Raw genomic sequence first — 19,158 nt, forward strand, 5'->3', positions numbered from 1 at the left:
AAGGCTCTTCGAAGGGCAGGGGGTCAGGGCGTTCGCCGTTCCAGCAGGTTGCTGTGGCGGGCGATGAACATCGCCGCCGGGTCGATGCCCTTGGTCCGCAGGATATGCAGGCGTGTGGCCGCCTCGGTCAGCACGGCCAGGTTGCGACCGGGCATCACTGGCAGGGTGATCAGCGGCACGTCCAGGTCCAGCACATGGCGGGTGCCCGAATCGCCGGTCAGGCGCTCGTAGCCATGCGGGGTGGGTTCGGTCATCGGCTTGGTCAGGTGAACGATCAGCCGAAGGTACTTGTTCTTCTTTACAGCCGTGTCGCCGAACATCTCGCGCACGTTCAACACGCCCAGGCCGCGCACTTCCAGCAGGTCCTGCAGCAGCTCCGGGCAGGTGCCGTCGAGTACATCGGGTGCGATCTGGGTGAATTCGGGGGCATCGTCGGCCACCAGGCGATGGCCACGGCTGAGCAGCTCCAGCGCCAGTTCGCTCTTGCCGGATCCCGCTTCGCCGGTGATCAGCACGCCGATGGAGTAGATCTCCATGAACACACCGTGCAGGATCACCCGCGGCGCCAGCGTCCGTGCCAGATGGTAGGACAGGTGGTTGAGCAGTTCGTGGCCGCGCTTGGGTGACAGCCACAACGGGGTGCCGGATTCATCGGCGGCGGCACGCAGGTCTTCCGGGCACGCCTGGTTGCGGGTCAGCACCAGTGCCAGCGGGTGCGACTGCATGATTTTTTCGATCGTTTCCCAGCGCTGGCGCGGTTCAAGTGCGTCCAGCCAGGACAGTTCCTCGGTGCCCAGGATCTGCACCTTGTTGGGGTAGATCGCATTGAGGTAGCCGGCCAGCGAGGGGCGACGGGAGACCGTATTGCCGGCTTCCAGCTCGCGCTTCTCACCCGACTGGCCCGCGGCCCAGCGCAGCCCCAGCCGCTCGCGCTGCTGTTCGAACAGTTCACGGGCGGTGATGCTGGTATTCATGCGGCACTCGCAGGTGGGGGCATGTCCAGCACCTTGCGCAGGGCCCGCGCGTCGCCTGCCTGGCGCAGGGCCTGGCGGATATCCGGCGCCGAGAACAATTCGGCCAGCTCGGACAGCAGCATCAGGTGCTGGTGGGTGTAGTGGGCGGGAACGGCCATCGCGAACACCAGGTCCACCGGCTCGTCGCCCCCGAAGTCGACCGGGGTGGCCAGGCGCAGCAGGGCGCCACGGGGGCGGTCCAGGGTCGGCGCGCGGCCGTGGGGAATGGCGATACCGTGGCCGATCGCGGTGCTGCCCAGCGCTTCGCGCTGGCACAGGTTCAGATAGATCTGTTCGGCGTTGGCCTGGCGGCAGGCCAGCAACCCGGCGGCGGCCTGCAGGACGCTGTCACGGTCGGTGGCCGTGCAGAGCTGGGTCTGCACGGCCGCCAGGAGGTCAGTCAGGGGCATGTCTGCGGGGAACAATGGCGATCAGCCACCATTGTCGCCCACCGGCAGCGGTGCGTGCTGCTGTTTTTTCTCCTTGTGCTTGATCACCAGGCGGTCAAGCTTGTCCGCAAGCAGGTCGATCGCGGCGTACATGGTCTGGCCACCGGCCTCGGCGTGCAGGGTCTGCCCCGGGATGTTGAGGCTGGCGTCGACGTGGTGCTCGGTCTTCTGCAGCTTGAGGGTCACCCGCGCTTCGCAGTGCTGGTCGAAGTGTTTGCCGATCCGGGCCAGCTTCTCCTCTACATAGGACTGCAGGGCCGGGGTGACTTCGACATCTTTGCCAAACGTTTCGATGCGCATCGGGTTTCTCCTGTGTTCGGATGTGCCAATGAACCTCTCCGCCGGGCGCGGCGGCGCGTCAAGCGATTCTGACCCTTTCGTGCGAGGCGGAAATGTTCATGGCTTCACGATACTTCGCCACGGTGCGTCGCGCTACTGGAATTCCCGACGATTTGAGCAGGTCAGCCAGCTTGGCGTCAGAAAGCGGCTTGCGCGGGTTCTCGTCGTCGATCAGGCGGCGGATCATCGCCTGGATGGCGGTGCTGGATGCTTCGCCGCCACCCTCGGTATCAATGCCCGAGGCGAAGAAGGCGCGCAGCGGCAGGGTGCCGCGCGGGGTACGCACGTGCTTGCGCGCGATCGCACGCGACACTGTGGATTCGTGCAGGCCGAGCTCGGCGGCGATCTCGCGCAGGGTCAGCGGGCGCAGGGCCTGCTCGCCGAACTCCAGGAAACCGGCCTGCTGCAGGATCAGGCTGCGCACCACACGCAGCAGGGTCTCGCCACGCTGCTGCAGGCCCTTCAGCAGCCAGCGCGCTTCCTGCAGCTGGGCGCGCAGGTAGCCTGCGTCGGCGTCGCCACAGCGGCGGATCAGCTGTTCGTAGCCACGATGGATCACCACTTTCGGTCCGGCATGCCCGGCCAGCGCCGCACGCCACACGCCGTTCTGCCGCCACACCACTACGTCCGGCACCACGTAGGTGTCCTGCGACAGGGGGGCGATCTGTGTACCTGGACGCGGGTCCAGCGAGCGCAGCAGGGCGACCGCGGTCTCGACCTCGTCCATCGGCTGCTTCAGTTCATGGGCGAGCCCGGCGACGCCGCTGCGCGGCAACCGCTCCAGTGGTCCTGCGGCAATCTGTCGCGCCAGCAGCAGGCCCGGCGTTTCGTCGGCCAGCACGTCCAGCTGCAGCTGCAGGCATTCGCCAAGCGTGCGTGCAGCCACACCGACCGGATCGAAACGCTGGATGCGATGCAGCACGGCGAGGATCTCGTCCTCGTCGGCGTGGATCGCCGGCAACAGGGTTTCGGCGATGGTGGCCAGCGGCTCGCGCAGGTAACCGTCGTCGTCCAGTGCATCGATCAGTGCCGCGCCGATGCTGCGATCGCTGGCAGAAAGATGCGACAGGTGCAGCTGCCACAGCAGGTGGTCGGCGAGCGTCTCGGTCTCGGCCACGCGTTCGGCGGCGCTGCCGGTATCGTCGTCATCATCGAAGCTGCCACCGCTGCCGGTCGCCGTCCAGTCCAGTTCGGCCGGCGCCCAGTCGTCGCCTTCATCGCTACGTTCTGCAGGCGCTTCGTTGTCGTTGCCATCGCTGCCTTCGTTGGCGGCGCTGCTGTCGTTGCTGTCGGCCCAGTCCAGCAGTGGGTTGCTCTCCACTGCCTGCGCGATCTCCAGCTCCAGCTCGGTGGTCGACATCTGCAGCAGCTTGATCGCCTGCTGCAACTGGGGCGTGAGCACCAGTTGCTGTCCCAACGATGTCTGCAGCCGAGTCTTCATGCCTGTGCCGAAAGGAAGGAAAGGGACCCGGCGACCGCAGTCACAGCTTGAAGGAATCCCCAAGGTAGACCCGACGCACGTCGGCATTGTCCAGGATCGCCTCCGGCGAACCCTGGGCCAGCACGCTGCCCTCGGCGAGGATATACGCGCGGTCGCAGATACCCAAGGTCTCGCGCACATTGTGGTCGGTGATCAACACGCCGATGCCACGCTGCTTGAGATGGGTGACGATGCGCTGGATCTCGCCGACCGAAATCGGGTCGACACCGGCGAACGGTTCGTCGAGCAGGATCAGGCGCGGCTGCGCGGCCAGTGCGCGGGCGATCTCGCAGCGGCGGCGTTCGCCACCGGACAGGCTGGCGCCAAGCTGGTCGGCGACATGGCCCAGCTGCAGTTCGTCGAGCAGGCCGTTCAATTCGCGCTCGCGGCCGGCCGAGTCCAGGTCCTCGCGCAGTTCAAGCACCAGGCGGATGTTGTCTGCCACGGTCAACTTGCGGAACACCGAGGGTTCCTGCGGCAGGTAGCCCACGCCCTGCTTGGCGCGGGTGTACATCGGGTCACCGGTAATGTCCTTGCCGTCGAGCACGATGCTGCCGGCATCGGCGGCGACCAGGCCGACGATCATGTAGAAACAGGTGGTCTTGCCGGCGCCGTTGGGGCCGAGCAGGCCCACCACTTCACCCGCATCGAGGGTCAGCCCGAAGTCCTTGACCACTTCGCGCTGCTTGTACTTCTTGCGCAGGCCCTTGGCGACGAGCATTACTTTCTGCTCCCGGCCGGCTGTGCCGGCGTGGCGGCCCTGGGCTGTGCCGCCGGTGCCGCCGGGGTCTTGTTCTTCGGCGGGATGACGGTGCGCACGCGGCTGCCGTCACCACCGGAGTTCATCTCGCCGGTACGGGTGTTGTAGACCATGCGCTGGCCGGCATTGGTGCCGCGCGCGCTGGTGACCTTGTAGTTGCCGGTCAGGGTGATGATCTCGGTCTTGATGTCGTAATCGATGCGGTCAGCCAGCGCGTCCATCCAGGTGCCGTCATCAAGCTGCTGCTTCATCTTGGCCTGCTTGCCGGTGAACACCACGCGCACGGCCTCGCCGTCCTTGAGGTAGATCTCGGCCTCGGACGAGCGCAGGTCCAGCGTGCCCTGGGTGATGATCACGCCCTGCGACAGCACGGTCTTGCCGTCGCCGGTGAGCATGCCGGACTGGGCGCCGGAATCGATGTGCATGTCTTCGTTGCGGTCGGTGGACTTGGCGAAGGCGGCGCTGGGGACAAGAAGACCGAGCGCGAGTACGGCGGCAAAGGGAATCTTCATCGGGGTCCGTTCTACCGGTGAGGGCCTCCCGGGCGGGCCGGGGGCGGAGGGTGGGGCTGCCGGCCCTGCGCCTGTCCGGAGACGTCGCGGGCTGGCGGCGGAATCAGCGTTTGGGCGTGTAGCGGCCCTTGGACTGGCTGAGGAAATGATACGTGTTGTTCTTGGAATCCACCTCGAAGCCGACGCCGGACTGTTCTATGCCCGGGCGGGTCATGGTCACCAGGGCGTCGGTACGGGCGCGGTTGTCCTTCGGGAACACGTCCAGGTGGTCGGTGCGGAAGGTGGTCGGCACCACGCCCGGGCCCGCCGGGCTGTCGCCGGCGACATTGCCGCGCAGCTTCATCTCGTCGCCCTTGGCGCTGAGCCAGCCGGTCTCGGCACGCAGGGTCCAGTGCTTGCCATCCTTGTCCGGCATCTCGAACAGCGGGGTGGCGATGTTGATGGTCTGGTCGCCGCGCTGGCGCTCCAGCAGCGGTGCGCGCAGAGTGGTCGATTCCTTGCCGTGCTCATCCAGGGCGACGATCTGGAAGTCATGCAGGATGTAATCCACGCCGATTTCCTGGCCACCCGTGGCTGGCCCCTTGTCGCGGTTGCGCAGCGCCGCCCAGCTGCTGAGCAGTGCAGCCAGCAGTAGGCCGATGCCGAGCAGGGTGCGCCAGTTCAAGGTGGGCAGGTTCATGCGCCGAACCTCGCCAGCACCGCATCCACGCGGCCCTGAGCGGCCAGCAGGATGTCGCACAGCTCGCGCGCGGCGCCACGGCCACCCTCGGCACGGGTCTGCCAGTGCACGCGTTCGGCGATCCACGGATGGGCGTTGGCCGGGGCCACGGCCAGGCCGACCGCACCCAGCGGCGCCAGGTCGGGCAGGTCATCGCCCATGAACGTCACCTGTTCCAGGCCGACGCCGTGCTGCGCACACAGCGCCTGCACGCTGGCCAGCTTGTCGCCCACGGCGATCTGGGTATCGATGCCGAGGTCGGCGCCGCGCTTGAGCGCGGACTGGCTGTTGCGCGCGGTGATCAGCACGGGATGGATGCCGTGCTGCTGCAGCAGTTTCAGGCCCAGGCCGTCCTGCACGAAGTACGCCTTGCTCTCGTTGCCGTCCTTGTCGTAGTACAGCCGACCGTCGGTGAGGGTGCCGTCCACGTCGAAGCAGGCCAGGCGGATCTGGGCCGCGGCGGCATGCAGGTGGGCGGGGAAGGCGGGCAGGGGGGACCAGGGCATCAGGGCGGCAGGCTCGTTGTGGGCGGGTGCGGCGTTACAGACTGAATGGGGTCTATGGACTGTCGGTTAAACCACCCGGGCCCGCAACAGGTCATGAATGTTCAGGGCGCCGACCGCGCGGCCCTGGCCATCAACCACGATCAGACCATTGATCTTCTGGGTTTCCATCTGTCGCGCGGCCTCCACGGCCAGCTGGTCGGCGCCGATGGTGCGCGGGTTGCGGGTCATCACGTCGGCGATCTTCGCGGTGCGCACGTCCAGCGCGCTGTCCAGCGCGCGGCGCAGGTCGCCGTCTGTGAACAGCCCGATCAGCACGCCGTCGGCGTCGACCACGGCGGTCATGCCCAGCCGCTTGCGGCTCATCTCCATCAGCGCTTCGCTGAGGCTGGCGTCGGCGCCCACGCTGGGCAGGTCCTCGCCGGTGTGCATGACGTCGGTGATGTGTAGCAGCAGGCGGCGGCCAAGGCTGCCGGCCGGGTGTGAACGGGCGAAGTCATCAGCGGTGAAGCCACGTGCGTCGAGCAGGGCCACGGCCAGTGCATCGCCCATCGCCAGCGAGGCGGTGGTGCTGGAGGTGGGCGCCAGTGCCAGCGGGCAGGCCTCGGCCGGCACGCTCACGTCCAGGTGGATGTCGGCGGCGGTGGCCAGGCTGGACTGCGGTCGGCCAGTCATGGAAATCAGTACGTTGCCCTGGCGCTTGAGCACCGGCAGCAGCATCAGCACCTCGTCCGACTCGCCCGAATAGGACAGGGCCAGCACCACGTCGTCCTCGGTGATCATGCCCAGGTCGCCGTGGCCGGCTTCGCCGGGGTGCACGTAGAACGCCGGGGTACCGGTAGAGGCCAGGGTGGCGGCGATCTTGCGGGCGATATGCCCGGACTTGCCCATGCCGGTGGCGACCACCCGGCCACGGCTGGCCAGGATCGCCTGGCAGGCCTGCTGGAAGGCTTCGCCGAGGCGGTCGGCCACGGCATCCAGCGCCTGCCGCTCGATCTCGAAGACGCGGCGGCCGCTGGCAACCAGGCCGGCAGGGTCGACGGAACGGGGGGGCAACAGGGATTCGGCCATGCGGACGCCACGCAGCGGAAGTAGAATGGACGCACATTTTATTAGGAAAGCCCGTTGGACGCCGACACCATCCGCAATCTGATCGAAACCGGCCTGCCCGGCGCCCGCGCCGACGTGCAGGGCGACGATGGCGTGCATTTCGAAGCGACCGTGGTCTGCGAGGCCTTTGCCGGCAAGATGCCGCTGGCCCGCCACCGCATGGTGTACGCCACCCTGGGCGACCTGATGGGCGGCGCGATCCACGCGCTGGCGCTGAAAACCGTGACCCCGGCCGAAGCCGGCTGAACCGCAGAAGATCCCGAATACATGGCCAAGATCGTTGTGACCGGCGGCGCTGCGCTGCACGGTGAAGTGAGCATCTCCGGCGCCAAGAACGCCGTCCTCCCCATTCTCTGCGCGACCCTGCTGGCCGATGAGCCGGTGGAGATCACCAACGTGCCGCACCTGCACGACGTGGTCACCACGGTGAAGCTGCTGGGCGAGCTGGGCGCCAAGGTCACCATCGACCAGGGCACGCTGTCGCGCGGCAGCGCGATCGTGGTCGACCCGCGTTCGGTGAACCAGCACGTGGCGCCGTATGAGCTGGTCAAGACCATGCGCGCCTCGATCCTGGTGCTGGGCCCGCTGCTGGCCCGCTTCGGTGCGGCCGAAGTGTCGCTGCCGGGCGGCTGCGCGATCGGTTCGCGTCCGGTCGACCAGCACATCAAGGGCCTGCAGGCGCTGGGTGCCGAGATCGTGGTCGAGAACGGCTTCATCAAGGCCACCGCCAAGCGCCTGAAGGGTGGGCACTTCACCTTCGACATGGTCAGTGTCACCGGCACCGAGAACGTGCTGATGGGCGCGGTGCTGGCTGAAGGCACCACCATCCTCGACAACTGCGCGATGGAACCGGAAGTGACCGATCTGGCGCACTGCCTGATCGCACTGGGCGCGAAGATCGAAGGCCTGGGCACCGCCCGCCTGGTGATCGAAGGCGTCGAGCGCCTGTCCGGTGGCCGCCATGAAGTGCTGCCCGACCGCATCGAGACCGGCACCTTCCTGGTCGCCGCGGCGATGACCGGTGGCAAGGTCACCGTCAACCGTGCGCGCCCGAACACCATGGACGCGGTGCTGTCCAAGCTGGTCGAGGCCGGTGCGAAGATCGAAACCACCGACGACAGCATCACTCTGGACATGCAGGGCAAGCGGCCGAAGGCGGTCAACCTGACCACCGCGCCGTACCCGGCGTTCCCGACCGACATGCAGGCGCAGTTCATGGCACTCAACTGCGTGGCCGACGGCGTGGGTGTGATCAACGAAACGATCTTCGAGAACCGTTTCATGCACGTCAACGAACTGCTGCGCCTGGGCGCGGACATCCAGGTCGAAGGCCACACCGCCATCGTGCGTGGCAGCGAGCACCTGAGCGGTGCACCGGTGATGGCCACCGACCTGCGTGCGTCGGCCTCGCTGATCCTGGCCGGCCTGATGGCCAGCGGCGACACCACCATCGACCGCATCTACCACCTTGATCGTGGCTACGAGAACATCGAAGAGAAGCTGTCTTCGCTCGGCGCCACCATCCGGCGCGTGCCATGATCCTGCGCGGCAAGTTCAGCCCGCGCCGCAAGGCGCTGCTGGCCCTGGTGCTGATCGTGCTGGCGTGGCTGGGCTATGCCTGGTACGCCAACATCGCCATCACCCAAGGCATCGAGCAGAAGGACATGGACTGGAACGGCGACGGCACGGTCACGCGTGACGAGATCATCGAGTCGTTCTATGCGGTCGCAGTGAATGACAGCCAGGACGGCAACCGCCATTGCCGTACGTTCGTCTGGCGCAGCACCGGCGAGCAGATCCGGGTGGACTGCCGCACCGAGTTCACGCCTGCCGCGGCCGAGGAAAAGAAGTAAGCAGAACGCCCGCGAAAGCGGGCGTTCTCTTTTGGTAGTGCCGGCCGCTGGCCGGCAATCCCATGAACCTCGTGGAGCATCCCGAAAATGCCAGCCAGCGGCCGGCACTACCGGTTCGCGCGTCAGTTCATCGCCTTGATGGTCAGGTCCAGCGCATCGCGGCCGCTCTCACGCTGCAGCATCCGCGCCGGCACCGGGAAGTCCGGCACGATCCAGGCGATCAGCTCCTTGTTGCCATCGGCACGCGACACCTTGGTGGCTTCGTAACTCTTGCCGGCTACGGTGATCGACTCCTTGCCGATCACGCGGTAGGTCATGTTCTTGATCCGGCCCTCGTCCACCATGCGGTAGGTCAGCGGCTTGCCGGCCGCCAGGTCACGGGCAATCGCCAGGTTGATCAGCAGCGCATCCATGTCACCGGCCTTCAGCGCGATCGGTCCGGCCCGGTCCGGCTTGATGTCGCCGGTCCAGGTGGCCTGGTTGCTGGTCCAGTTGTAGTTGGCCTGCACGTTGCGCTTCTTCACCAGCAGGGCCGAACGGTCCTGGCTGCTGAGCGGGCGCAGCTGACCGCGCACTTCCTCGAACACGGTGCTCTGGCTGAGGTCGGCCAGCTGGTTCTTCACCTGCAGGCTGTAGCGCCACTTGTTGGCGCCTTCGCTGGACAGGGTCATGGTGCCGTTGGCCTGCATGCCCATGTAGCTGGCCAGGTAGTCGGCCTTGAACGGCTCCAGCGCCATGGCCGGCAGGCTGGCTACGGTCAGCGCGGCAGTGGCGATCCAGGTGAGGGGGCGGGTCAGGGTACTCATGCTCAGACTCCTTGGTATTCGATCAGGCGCAGGTCGACGCGGTCTTCGCCGTCTTCGCGTTGCAGGATGCGCACCGGGGTGGGGACACCGTTGGCGATCCAGAGGATGGTTTCGTTGTTGCCGCCATTGGTCCGGTAGACCCGCAGCGCGTTGTAGGACAGGTCGCCGACCTCGACGTTCTCGGTCTGCGGCGCGGCCTGGTAGTCGTGCTGGCGGACCTTGCCCATGTCCACGTAGCGGTAATGCATGGCGGCGCCGGGGCGCGCATCGCGCATGATCGCCAGGTTGATCAGCAGTGCGCTCTGGTCGCCCGGCTGCAGCGGGATCGGCTGCGCACGTTCCTTCTTTACGTCACCGGTCCACTGCGCGGTACCGGCCTGCCAGTTGTAGGTGCCCACGGCCTTCTTGCCCAGGAACAGGCCCTTGCGCACCGTGCTCTGGCTGAGCGGTGCGTAGACGCCACTGCGCTCTTCGAACACCGTGCTCTGCTCGATGTTGAGGCCGAGCACGCTGGCAAAGCCGCGGCGGCCGACCACCTGCATGTCCACCCGCCACTGGCTGCCGCCGGTGTGGGTGACCTGCATGCTGGCATCACCCGCTTCCTTGCCCTTGTAGAAGGCCTGGTAGGTGGCGGTGAACGGCTGCAGCGGCGGTGGCTCCCAGGCCAATGCCGGCAACAGCGGCACGCTGGGCTCGTTCGGTGGCAGCGCAGCGGGTGCGGGTGGCGGTACCGGTGAAGCCGCAGGCGGCTGCGCCTGGCCCCAACCGACGCCGGGAAGCACGGCAAGCGACAACAGCAGTGAAGTGGACAGCAGCGTCGTGGTCTTCATGGAGGACAGGGACCGCAGGAGTAGGCAGGATGCCAGCCCCGCAGTCAGCGGGGCGTGTGCAAGGGCGTTACCGGTTCAGGTTTCCGGCGGAATCTAGGGCCAAGGGGCTAAACAGGGGGTGACCGTCCAGCCAGGGCTGACCCTCCCGTTCAGCCAGGCGGCCCTCGCACAGCAGCTGCAGCGTGGCGATCAGCAGCGGGTGTTCCACCGCCAGCACCCGCTCGGCCAGGCTGTGCGCGTCGTCGCCCGGCAGCACGGGAACCCGTACCTGCGCCAGCACGGCTCCGGCATCCAGCTCCGGCACCACCAGGTGCACGCTGGCACCGTGCTCGGCATCGCCGGCCTGCAGCGCCCGCGCGTGGGTGTCCAGGCCCTTGTGCAGCGGCAGCAGCGACGGGTGGATGTTGACCAGGCGGCCAGCGAAGCGCTGCACGAAGGCCGGACCAAGGATGCGCATGTAGCCTGCACAGACGATCCAGTCCGGCTGCACTGCTGCCAGCGCATCGCCCAGTGCCTGCTCGTAGGCGGCGCGGTCGCTGAAGGACTTCGGCGTGTGTGCCCAGCGCAGGCCGGAAGCGACGCGCTGCAGTGCTTCTGCAGCGGGGCGGTCGGAGAACACGCCGGCTACCTCGGCCGGCAGGCGGCCGCTGCCGATCGCGTCGAGGATGGCCTGCAGGTTGCTGCCGCGGCCCGAGGCGAGCACGGCAATGCGGGTTGGGGCGGTCATTGCAGGGAACTCCGGCGGATCAGTGGCCAGGTCAGCAGGCTGCCGATGGTCGCCATCAGCATGTCGGCATGCGCATCCCACATGTCACCCTGCTGGCCGTTGTAGGCTTCGGCGGCATCCGGTGACAGCGCCAGCGCGATGGCCCATTCGAACCATTCGTAGACCAGGCTGGCGCACATCACCGTCATCACCGCCAGGGTGAAGGCCTGGCCCAGCCGCAGCGCTGGCCACGCATGGCGCGCCAGCTGCAGCAGCGCGGGGGTGAAGCAGACGCCGAACAGGAAGTGGATGAGGCGGTCGAAGTGATTGCGCTGCCAGCCGAATGCCGCGTTGGGCGACCAGCCGGTCAGCGCCTGCGCCCAGGCGTCGTAGGGCACGTTGGAATACAGCCAGCGCGCCGCAACGCAGTGCAGGGCGATGAAGCCGCAGACGGCGATGAAGGCGCCGTTGCCCAGCCAGCCACCGCGACGGTCGACCCACAGCAGGGCGACCAGCCCGACCACGGTCAGTGTGCTGTGCAGGGCCTGCTCGGTGGGCCACAGCGGGTGGATCCAGCTGATCGCGAAGACCGCCAGTACGGCGGCGAAGGCCAGCTTCTTCGGTCCGGAGAAGCGGTGGGCGTTGGGCGAGGCAGTGCTGGGGAGGGCAGGCGAGGACATGTCGGGTCGATCAGGAAAGGGCGGTCGTCTGCCAGTCGGCTCAGACGCTGAGGTGGTCGCCGCGGTCGAACAGTGCGGCCATTTCCGGCTTGCCGAGGAACACCCAGGCATAGGCGGTCAACGCCATGCCCAGTGGGCCAGCCAGCACGCCCAGCCACGCCGCGCGCTGGCACCAGGCCAGGCCCCCGCGGCGTGACAGCAGGCGCGCGGTATGCAGCTGTACGAAGCCCAGCACGGCGGCCAGCAGGGAGATCGAGGCATAGACCGTGGTCAGCTTCCAGGCATCGTCCAGCCCGCGTGAGTGGGCCACCCATCCACTGAGGCCAAGGAACGCCGCTGCGGCGACCCAGTGGAAACCGGCCAGGGCGTAGAACAGCACTCCCAGTGTCTGCAGATGGCTGACCAGCTGCAGCTGCGCCAGGGTCTGATGCGGCAGCGGCGGTGGATTGCCGGAGGCGGTCATGCGGCGGTGGCGGGAGCGTCGAAGGCAGCCTTGACCTGCGGACGCAGCAGGGTGATCAGGCTGAACACCCCGAGCACCGTGCCGACCGGCGTGAACAGGCAGGCCAGGCCAGCCGCGATCAGGCACAGCAGATGGCGGCGGCGGCGGGACAGGCAGCGGCCGGCATAGGCCACGAACGAGCCCAGCGCGATGCCACCGAACACGACGACGCAGCCGAGAACAGTGAACACCCAGCCCATCAGGCGCTGTTCCTCCGGCGAGGAGGGCTCGCCGCCGGACTTCATCGGCAGGCTGCCGGTCAACGCAGCGATGCCGATCACGATGTGCAGGATGAAGATCAGCGAGAACAGCACGATCAGGCCACCGACCACGTAGTGTGCGATGGCCAGCATGCGCAGGTGGTCGGCATCCTGCGCACTGAACGGCGGTACCGTCGCCAGCGGCGGCGGCACGGGGGTGGGCGACGAGGGGGGCGTTGCGTCCATGCGGGCTCCTGGTTGCCGGGCTCAGCCGATGTGGACGCGCTCGGCGCCTTCGGCGGTGACCACCTGGCCGATGGTCCAGTGCTCCAGGCCCTGCGCCTTGACCGCCTCGGACACCGCAGCCACCTGGTCCGGCGCGACGATCAGCACGAAGCCGATGCCGCAGTTGAAGGTGCGCCACATCTCGCTGTCGGCCACCGCGCCTTCCTTCTGCAGCCACTGGAACACCGGCGGCAGGGTCCAGGACGATGCCTGGATGTCCAGGCCGAGGCCGTCGGGCACCACGCGGATGATGTTCTCGGTCAGGCCGCCACCGGTGATGTGGGCCATGCCATGGATGGCCTCGCCGTGCGACTTCAGTAGCGACAGGATCGGCTTGACGTACAGGCGGGTCGGCGCCATCAGCGCATCGACAAGCTTCACGCCGCCCTCCAGCTCCAGATCGGCCGGGCGGCCGGCGCGGTCGTAGATGCGGCGGACCAGCGAGTAGCCGTTGGAATGCGGGCCGGAGGAGGCGATGCCGATCAGCACGTCGCCGGCGGCCACGCTGGCGCCGTCCTTCAGCTCGCTCTTCTCGACCGCGGCGACCGTGAAGCCGGCCAGGTCGTACTCGCCCGGGGCATACATGTCGGGCATTTCAGCGGTTTCGCCGCCGATCAGGGCGCAGCCGGCCTCGGTGCAGCCGTTGGCGATGCCGCCCACGACCGCCGCCGCGGTGTCGATGTCCAGCTTTCCGGTGGCGAAGTAGTCCAGGAAGAACAGCGGCTCGGCACCCTGCACCAGCACGTCGTTCACGCACATGGCGACCAGGTCGATGCCGATCGTATCGTGGCGGTTCAGCTGGTGGGCCAGCTTCAGCTTGGTGCCCACGCCGTCGGTACCCGACACCAGCACCGGCTCGCGGTACTTGTTGGACAGGTCGAACAGGGCGCCGAAGCCACCCAGGCCGCCCATCACTTCCGGGCGGAAGCTGCGCTTGACCAGGGGCTTGATCCGCTCGACCAGTTCGTTGCCGGCGTCGATGTCGACACCCGCGTCACGATAGGTGAGGGGGGAGGGGGCGGAAGACGGGGTGTTGGTCACGGGCGTCGGCGCTGGCAGGGGTTGAACGGGCGATTTTAACAGGCCGCATTGGCGCAAAGGCCGTATTCGGGCAACAATTCCCCCGGATACGTCGAGCCAATGGATGTCCTGATGCGCCGCAGCCTGATTCTGACCCTGCTCCTTGCGCTGAGCCTGCCGGTGGCCACGATGGCCCAGAGCGGCCTTCGCACCGAGGGTGATGTCGCCACCGCCAGTGGCGCGTACGAGGCCGAAGTGCCCGTCAACAGCCAAGCCGAGGCCGATCGCAACGGCGCCCTGGCCCGCGCCCTGAGCGTGGTGCTGGGCAAGCTGTCCGGCGACCGCAGCGTGATGTCCCGCCCCGGCGTGGTGCAGGCGCTGCGCAACGCCAAGGACTACGTGGCCAGCTACGACTACAAGCAGGACCAGAGCGTGAGCGCCAACGGCGCCCCCAGCTTCCGTACCCTGCTGGTGGCCCGCTTCCGCGAGGACGACGTTGATTCGCTGGTGTCGGCGCTGGGCCTGCCACTGTGGCCGCAGCCGCGACCGAAGCCGGTGCTGTGGCTGGCCGTCGACGATGGCAGCGGCCCGCGCCTGGTCAGCGTGCAGCAGGCCAACGCCGCCCGCCCGCTGCTGAACCGCGCCATCGAGCGTGGCTACAAGCTGGGCCTGCCCAGTGGTGGTGCCGCCGAACAGGCGCTGGCGGGTGCGATCTGGCGCCAGGATAGTGCCGCCGTGGCCCGCGCCTCCTCGCGCTACTCGCCGCCGATGCAGCTGATCGGCAAGCTGTACCGCGCCAATGGCGGCTGGCAGGCGGACTGGGTGTTCGTCGACAACGGCCGCGAACTGAACAAGTGGACCAGCAAGGACGCCAACGCCATGCGTGCGATGGCCGCCGGTGCCGACGGCGCCGCCGATGCGCTGGTCAAGCGCTATGCCAAGGCAGGCGCCGCCGTCGGCCAGGCCGGGACCTACCGCGTGGTGGTCACCGGCATCAACAGTGCCGACGACTACCTGCGCCTGGCTGCCGGCCTGCGCGAGGTGCCGGTGGTGCGCAACGTCACCCCGCTGCACGCCTCGGCCGGCCAGCTTGAACTGAGCCTGGAGATGACCACCGGCCTGGCCGGCTTCAACCGCATGCTGGGCGACAACGGCGTGCTGGTGCCGAGCGCACCGCTGCCGGCCCTGCCCACGCCGATCGACGACACCACCGGTGCCCCGGTGGCCGCCCCGGCCAGCAACGAGTACCGCCTGCGATGACCCTGACCCCGGAAGCGGAAATCGCGCAGTTCCTGCGCCGCCTGAAGTACATCCTGTTCGCTGGCCTGATCGGCTGGGTGGTATGGCTGCTGGCGCCGATCCTGACCCCCTTCGTGCTGGCGCTGGCGCTGGCCTGGCTGGGTGACCCGCTGGTGGACCGCATCGAGGCCACCGGCCGCTCGCGCATGACCGGCGTGGTGCTGGTGTTCGCGGCGATGGTGCTGGTGATCGTGGCGCTGCTGCTGGTGCTGGTGCCGATGATCGAGCGCCAGATCACCACCCTGATCGCGGTCGCGCCGCAGGCACAGGCGTGGTTGATGGAAAAGGGCATTCCCTGGTTCGAGCAGAAGACCGGCCTGGAAGTGATGCAGTGGCTGGACCCGGACCGCCTGATCGAATGGGTGCGCAGCCACTGGCAGCAGGCTGGAGGCTTCGCCACCACGTTCATGGGCTACGTCTCGCGCTCGGGCTTCGCGATGGTGACCTGGGTGGTCAACATCCTGCTGCTGCCGATCCTGGCGTTCTACTTCCTGCGTGACTGGGACAAGCTGGTCGAGCGGGTCGCGTCGGTGATTCCGCGCAACCAGATCGGCACCATCAGCGCGCTGGCGCGTGAATCCAACGAGGTGCTGGGCGCGTTCATCCGCGGCCAGTTCCTGGTGATGCTGGCGCTGGGCGTGATCTATGCCGGTGGCCTGTCGCTGGTTGGCCTGAAGCTGGGCCTGCTGATCGGCCTGATTGCCGGCCTGATCAGCTTCATCCCCTACCTGGGCGCGACCACCGGCATTCTGATGGCGATCATCGCCGCACTGGTGCAGGCGCAGGGCTTCGACCTGAAGCTGCTGATCCTGGTCGGCGTGGTGTTCACCGTGGGCCAGCTGCTGGAAAGCTACGTACTGACCCCGCGCATCGTCGGTGACAAGATCGGCCTGCACCCGGTGGCGGTGATCTTCGCGGTGATGGCCGGTGGCCAGCTGTTCGGCTTCCTCGGCATGCTGCTGGCGCTGCCGGTGGCGGCGGTGACCAATGTGCTGCTGCGCTATGCGCACCAGCGCTACCGCCAGAGCGAGCTGTACGTGGGCGAGAAGCCGGCGATCGTGCTTGATGGCGTGGTCGATGCCCCCCATATCATCGTTCCGAACGACAAGGGCCCCGACCTGAAGTGATGGGTGTGCCGCAACTGCCGCTGGCCCTGCATTACCCGCGGGACCAGCGCCTGGAGACCTTCATCGGCGCGCCGGATGGCGCGCTGGCGCAGCTGCGCGCGATCGCGGTGGGTGCCAGCCACGATTGGGTCTACCTGGAAGGTGCGGCGGGCACTGGCAAGACCCACCAGGCGCTGGCGATGTGTTCCAGCGCCGAGCAGGCCGGGCGCCTGCCGACCTATGTGCCGCTGGCCAGCGCGGCTGGCCGCGTGCGTGCGGCGCTGGATGGGCTGGAGGCGCGCGAACTGGTGGCGCTGGACGGCCTGGACGCGGTTGCCGGCAACCGCGAGGACGAAATCGCGCTGTTCGATTTCCACAACCGCGCGCGCGCCGCGGGTGTGACCGTGCTGTACACGGCGCAGAAGGCGCCGGAGGCGCTGGGCCTGGTGTTGCCGGACCTGCGTTCACGGCTGGGCCAGTGCGTGCGCGTGCTGCTGCAGCCGCTGGATGAGGAAGGGCGAGCCGCGGTGCTGCGCGAACGCGCGCTGCGGCGGGGGCTGGCGATCGACGAGGCGTCCATCGAGTGGCTGCTGTCGCACACCGGGCGCGAGCTGGGTGGGTTGATCACACTGCTGGACTGGCTGGACCGCGAGTCGCTGGCGGCGAAGCGGCGGATCACCGTGCCGTTCCTGCGCCAGGTGCTGGAAGAAGGCCGGCCTCGATACTGAGGGTGGGGTTTGTTTGCAGGGCTGCGCCCTGCACCCGCGGTAGTGCCGGCCGCTGGCCGGCAACAGAAAAAGCAGAAGCAACGTCAACGTCCAAAGCTGGCTATCCGTGGGATGGCGGGGTGGGTCCGGTTGCGGGGGACGCTGCAAGTACGTCCATGTAAGCTCGGTCGCCGCATCCATGCGGCTCACGCCCCCGCAACCGGACCCACCCCGCCTTCGACAGGTTCCCGCGGCTGTTGGTGGGTGTCGACCTTGGTCGACACCAGAGCAAGCGCAGCGAAGCGACCCGCTTTTGCTTTTCCATCTTTCTTCCGTGGCTGGACGCACACGGAAACTGTCAGAGGCCGGGCGGGGTGGGTTCGCGGGGGTGTCCGCGGCATGGATGCCGCGGCCAAGCCCCCATGGATGGGTTCACGGCGTCCCCCGCGAACCCACCCCGCCCGGCCAAGCACGGCTTTTGATTTGAGCGACCAGCCACGAGGGGCTCAGCCGTTCGCCGCCAACTCAGCATCCAGCGCGCGCAGGCGATCAACGGTCCCGACGTCGGTCCAGCGCCCGCGATGGTGCTGCCCCGTCATCAATCCCTGCGCCATGAAATGCTTCTGCAGCGGCACCACCGAGAACTTCGGCGGCACCCGCTCGCTGCCCGGAGCATCACCGATCACCGCGCGCCAATCGGCCACGATCGAAGGCCGGTACACGCCGATGCCCGCGTAGGTCAGGCACGGCCCTTCGCGGTCATGGTGCAGCACGCCCTGCGCGTCCAGCCGGTAGTCGCCGTCCGGGTGCTGCGCGGGATTGTCGACCAGCACCAGGTGCGCCTGGCCCTGTGGCTCGCGGGGCAGCGTGGCGAAATCGAAGTCAGTCCAGATGTCACCGTTCACCACCAGGAACGGGGCGTCGCCCAGCACCGGCAGGGCGTTGAGAATGCCGCCGCCGGTTTCCAGCGGGGTCTGCCCTTCGTACATGAAGTGCAGGCGCAGGCCCCACTGGCTGCCATCGCCCAGCGTCGCCGGGAACTGCTCGGCCAGCCACGCGGTGTTGACCACCACCTCGCGCACGCCCAGCGCGGCGAGGCGTTCCAGATGCCACACGATCAGTGGCTTGCCGGCCACTTCCAGCAGCGGCTTGGGCGTATGCAGGGTCAGCGGGCGCATGCGCTCGCCGAGGCCGGCGGCAAAGATCAGCGCCTTCATCGGGCCACGCGCATCGGTGCGGCCAGTTCGGCCAGCGCCGGTTTGATGCGGTCGTCCAGCAGCTGCTGCAGCGGTGCCAGTTCGCGGTAACGCGGCAGCACTTCATCCAGATAGTTGATGAAGCGCGGTGCGTCGTCCAGGTAATGGCCCTTGTTGTCGCGGTAGCGCAGGCGGCAGAACAGGCCGAGGATCTTCACGTGGCGCTGGATGCCCATCCAGTCGGCATCGCGCAGGAAGGTGGCGCGGTCGGGCACCGGCAGGCCGGCACCGCGCGCACGCTCGTGGTACTGCGCCAGCCATTCGTCCACACGCAGCAGCGGCCAGCTCAGGAAGGCGTCCTTGAACAGGCTTACCGCGTCGTAGGCGATCGGGCCGCGCACCAGATCCTGGAAATCCAGTACCGCTGGGCCGTCGTTGACCGGCATCAGGTTGCGCGGCATGTAGTCGCGGTGGGTCATCAGCTGGGCCTGGCCCAGCGCGTTGTCCATCAGCCGGCGATGCACCAGCTGCAGGCCTTCGATCTCGCCGCAGTCCAGCTCCAGGTTCAAGTGGCGCTGCAGGAACCATTCGTCGAACAGGCCAGCATCACGCTGCAGCAGCGCTTCGCCGAACTGGCCGAAATCAGCCGGCACTGGAATCGCCTGCAGGCGCAGCAGCTGTTCGATCGAACGGTCGAACCATTCATCGGCATTGCGCTCGTCGAGGATCTTCGCCAGGGTCGGGCCGCCGAGGTCTTCCAGCAGCAGGAAGCCGGCCTCCAGATCCTGGGCGAGCAGCATGGGCACGCGCAGGCCGTTGTCGTGCAGCAGGCCGCGCATGCGCAGCCACGGCCGCGGATCTTCCAGCCCCGGCGGGGCATCCATCACGATGTGGCTGCCGCGCGTGCTGGTGGTGCGCCAGTAGCTGCGCATGCCGGCATCGACCGAGGCGCGTTCGACCACTGCATTGGCATCTTCGAGCTGGGTACGGGCCCACTGCAGGCGCTGCGCGCTGCGCTGGGGGTCGGAGGCGGGTTCGGTCATGCAGGCATATCCGGGCGCGCCGGGCGCGCCAACGTCGGGAA

Annotated in this window: 24 protein-coding genes; 6 read left to right on the top strand and 18 right to left on the bottom strand. The window is 67.9% G+C overall.

What is annotated here, in order from left to right; translation table 11 throughout:
* Positions 1 to 23 precede the first annotated feature (23 nt).
* The 9 genes from hprK to ACZK29_RS05140 all read right to left on the bottom strand — a co-directional run bounded on the left by hprK (position 24) and on the right by ACZK29_RS05140 (position 6,845).
* A complete protein-coding gene (gene hprK, locus ACZK29_RS05100) occupies positions 24 to 974 on the bottom strand; it encodes an HPr(Ser) kinase/phosphatase (RefSeq protein WP_099553978.1) in 951 nt (316 codons plus the stop codon).
* On the bottom strand, positions 971 to 1,423 hold the full coding sequence (locus ACZK29_RS05105; protein WP_111204807.1) for a PTS sugar transporter subunit IIA: 453 nt from the start codon (positions 1,421 to 1,423) through the stop codon (positions 971 to 973). Before ACZK29_RS05105 ends, hprK begins: the two co-directional genes overlap by 4 nt.
* Positions 1,424 to 1,444: 21 nt before the next feature.
* A complete protein-coding gene (hpf, locus tag ACZK29_RS05110) occupies positions 1,445 to 1,762 on the bottom strand; it encodes a ribosome hibernation-promoting factor, HPF/YfiA family (protein ID WP_005415556.1) in 318 nt (105 codons plus the stop codon).
* A 58-nt stretch (positions 1,763 to 1,820) separates the two neighbouring features.
* Complete coding sequence (locus tag ACZK29_RS05115; RefSeq protein ID WP_111204809.1) at positions 1,821 to 3,242, bottom strand: RNA polymerase factor sigma-54; 1,422 nt, start codon at positions 3,240 to 3,242, stop codon at positions 1,821 to 1,823.
* Positions 3,243 to 3,282: 40 nt separating this feature from the next.
* Complete coding sequence (gene lptB, locus ACZK29_RS05120; RefSeq protein WP_005408391.1) at positions 3,283 to 4,002, bottom strand: LPS export ABC transporter ATP-binding protein; 720 nt, start codon at positions 4,000 to 4,002, stop codon at positions 3,283 to 3,285.
* Positions 4,002 to 4,553, bottom strand: coding sequence for a lipopolysaccharide transport periplasmic protein LptA (lptA, locus tag ACZK29_RS05125; protein ID WP_459048315.1), 552 nt, complete (start codon positions 4,551 to 4,553; stop codon positions 4,002 to 4,004). Before lptA ends, lptB begins: the two co-directional genes overlap by 1 nt.
* A 103-nt stretch (positions 4,554 to 4,656) precedes the next feature.
* Positions 4,657 to 5,232, bottom strand: coding sequence for an LPS export ABC transporter periplasmic protein LptC (lptC, locus tag ACZK29_RS05130; RefSeq protein WP_478446749.1), 576 nt, complete (start codon positions 5,230 to 5,232; stop codon positions 4,657 to 4,659).
* The gene (locus tag ACZK29_RS05135; protein ID WP_459048314.1) at positions 5,229 to 5,777 is read right to left on the bottom strand and encodes a KdsC family phosphatase; all 549 of its coding nucleotides are present in this window, start codon (positions 5,775 to 5,777) and stop codon (positions 5,229 to 5,231) included. The genes lptC and ACZK29_RS05135 overlap by 4 nt, the downstream gene beginning before the upstream one ends.
* 66 nt (positions 5,778 to 5,843) lie before the next feature.
* Positions 5,844 to 6,845, bottom strand: coding sequence for a KpsF/GutQ family sugar-phosphate isomerase (locus ACZK29_RS05140; protein WP_049480171.1), 1,002 nt, complete (start codon positions 6,843 to 6,845; stop codon positions 5,844 to 5,846).
* A 54-nt stretch (positions 6,846 to 6,899) separates the two neighbouring features.
* On the opposite strand from ACZK29_RS05140, the gene ACZK29_RS05145 reads away from it, so the two are divergent.
* The 3 genes from ACZK29_RS05145 to ACZK29_RS05155 are packed head-to-tail and all read left to right on the top strand — an operon-like array spanning position 6,900 to position 8,737.
* Complete coding sequence (locus ACZK29_RS05145; RefSeq protein ID WP_005408396.1) at positions 6,900 to 7,130, top strand: BolA family protein; 231 nt, start codon at positions 6,900 to 6,902, stop codon at positions 7,128 to 7,130.
* A 21-nt stretch (positions 7,131 to 7,151) separates the two neighbouring features.
* Complete coding sequence (gene murA / locus ACZK29_RS05150) at positions 7,152 to 8,423, top strand: UDP-N-acetylglucosamine 1-carboxyvinyltransferase (RefSeq protein ID WP_099553100.1); 1,272 nt, start codon at positions 7,152 to 7,154, stop codon at positions 8,421 to 8,423.
* Positions 8,420 to 8,737 (top strand): EF-hand domain-containing protein, encoded by a 318-nt coding sequence (locus ACZK29_RS05155; RefSeq protein ID WP_111112959.1) that lies wholly within the window; start codon positions 8,420 to 8,422, stop codon positions 8,735 to 8,737. The genes murA and ACZK29_RS05155 overlap by 4 nt, the downstream gene beginning before the upstream one ends.
* 122 nt (positions 8,738 to 8,859) lie before the next feature.
* Here ACZK29_RS05155 and ACZK29_RS05160 read toward each other — a convergent pair whose 3' ends face one another.
* From ACZK29_RS05160 to purM, 7 genes are all read right to left on the bottom strand, one after another.
* A complete protein-coding gene (locus ACZK29_RS05160) occupies positions 8,860 to 9,543 on the bottom strand; it encodes a DUF3108 domain-containing protein (protein WP_111202398.1) in 684 nt (227 codons plus the stop codon).
* A 2-nt stretch (positions 9,544 to 9,545) separates the two neighbouring features.
* On the bottom strand, positions 9,546 to 10,373 hold the full coding sequence (locus tag ACZK29_RS05165) for a DUF3108 domain-containing protein (RefSeq protein WP_106551089.1): 828 nt from the start codon (positions 10,371 to 10,373) through the stop codon (positions 9,546 to 9,548).
* Between the two features lie 67 nt (positions 10,374 to 10,440).
* Positions 10,441 to 11,100: a phosphoribosylglycinamide formyltransferase gene (gene purN / locus ACZK29_RS05170; RefSeq protein ID WP_111202397.1), complete on the bottom strand. Its 660-nt coding sequence runs from the start codon at positions 11,098 to 11,100 to the stop codon at positions 10,441 to 10,443.
* On the bottom strand, positions 11,097 to 11,759 hold the full coding sequence (locus ACZK29_RS05175) for a DUF2238 domain-containing protein (protein ID WP_111202396.1): 663 nt from the start codon (positions 11,757 to 11,759) through the stop codon (positions 11,097 to 11,099). Before ACZK29_RS05175 ends, purN begins: the two co-directional genes overlap by 4 nt.
* 40 nt (positions 11,760 to 11,799) lie before the next feature.
* The gene (locus ACZK29_RS05180; protein ID WP_111202395.1) at positions 11,800 to 12,222 is read right to left on the bottom strand and encodes a hypothetical protein; all 423 of its coding nucleotides are present in this window, start codon (positions 12,220 to 12,222) and stop codon (positions 11,800 to 11,802) included.
* A complete protein-coding gene (locus ACZK29_RS05185) occupies positions 12,219 to 12,707 on the bottom strand; it encodes a hypothetical protein (RefSeq protein ID WP_111202394.1) in 489 nt (162 codons plus the stop codon). Before ACZK29_RS05185 ends, ACZK29_RS05180 begins: the two co-directional genes overlap by 4 nt.
* Before the next feature lie 21 nt (positions 12,708 to 12,728).
* Positions 12,729 to 13,787, bottom strand: coding sequence for a phosphoribosylformylglycinamidine cyclo-ligase (gene purM, locus ACZK29_RS05190; RefSeq protein ID WP_049427462.1), 1,059 nt, complete (start codon positions 13,785 to 13,787; stop codon positions 12,729 to 12,731).
* Positions 13,788 to 13,886: 99 nt separating this feature from the next.
* On the opposite strand from purM, the gene ACZK29_RS05195 reads away from it, so the two are divergent.
* The 3 genes from ACZK29_RS05195 to hda are packed head-to-tail and all read left to right on the top strand — an operon-like array spanning position 13,887 to position 16,899.
* A complete protein-coding gene (locus ACZK29_RS05195; protein ID WP_111202393.1) occupies positions 13,887 to 15,026 on the top strand; it encodes a DUF2066 domain-containing protein in 1,140 nt (379 codons plus the stop codon).
* Positions 15,023 to 16,192 carry an AI-2E family transporter gene (locus ACZK29_RS05200; protein ID WP_111202392.1) on the top strand — a complete coding sequence of 390 codons (1,170 nt, stop codon included), beginning with the start codon at positions 15,023 to 15,025 and terminating at the stop codon, positions 16,190 to 16,192. Before ACZK29_RS05195 ends, ACZK29_RS05200 begins: the two co-directional genes overlap by 4 nt.
* Positions 16,192 to 16,899 (top strand): DnaA regulatory inactivator Hda, encoded by a 708-nt coding sequence (gene hda / locus ACZK29_RS05205; RefSeq protein WP_111202391.1) that lies wholly within the window; start codon positions 16,192 to 16,194, stop codon positions 16,897 to 16,899. The genes ACZK29_RS05200 and hda overlap by 1 nt, the downstream gene beginning before the upstream one ends.
* Positions 16,900 to 17,384: 485 nt before the next feature.
* Here the strand turns inward: hda and murU are convergent, their stop codons facing one another.
* Both murU and ACZK29_RS05215 read right to left on the bottom strand, forming a co-directional pair.
* Complete coding sequence (gene murU / locus ACZK29_RS05210; RefSeq protein WP_111202525.1) at positions 17,385 to 18,095, bottom strand: N-acetylmuramate alpha-1-phosphate uridylyltransferase MurU; 711 nt, start codon at positions 18,093 to 18,095, stop codon at positions 17,385 to 17,387.
* Entirely contained in the window at positions 18,092 to 19,117 is a 1,026-nt protein-coding gene (locus ACZK29_RS05215) for an aminoglycoside phosphotransferase family protein (RefSeq protein ID WP_111202526.1), read from the bottom strand. The genes murU and ACZK29_RS05215 overlap by 4 nt, the downstream gene beginning before the upstream one ends.
* Between the last annotated feature and the right edge of the window lie 41 nt (positions 19,118 to 19,158).

It is taken from the genome of Stenotrophomonas sp. 89682_Sma (genome assembly GCF_056481405.1).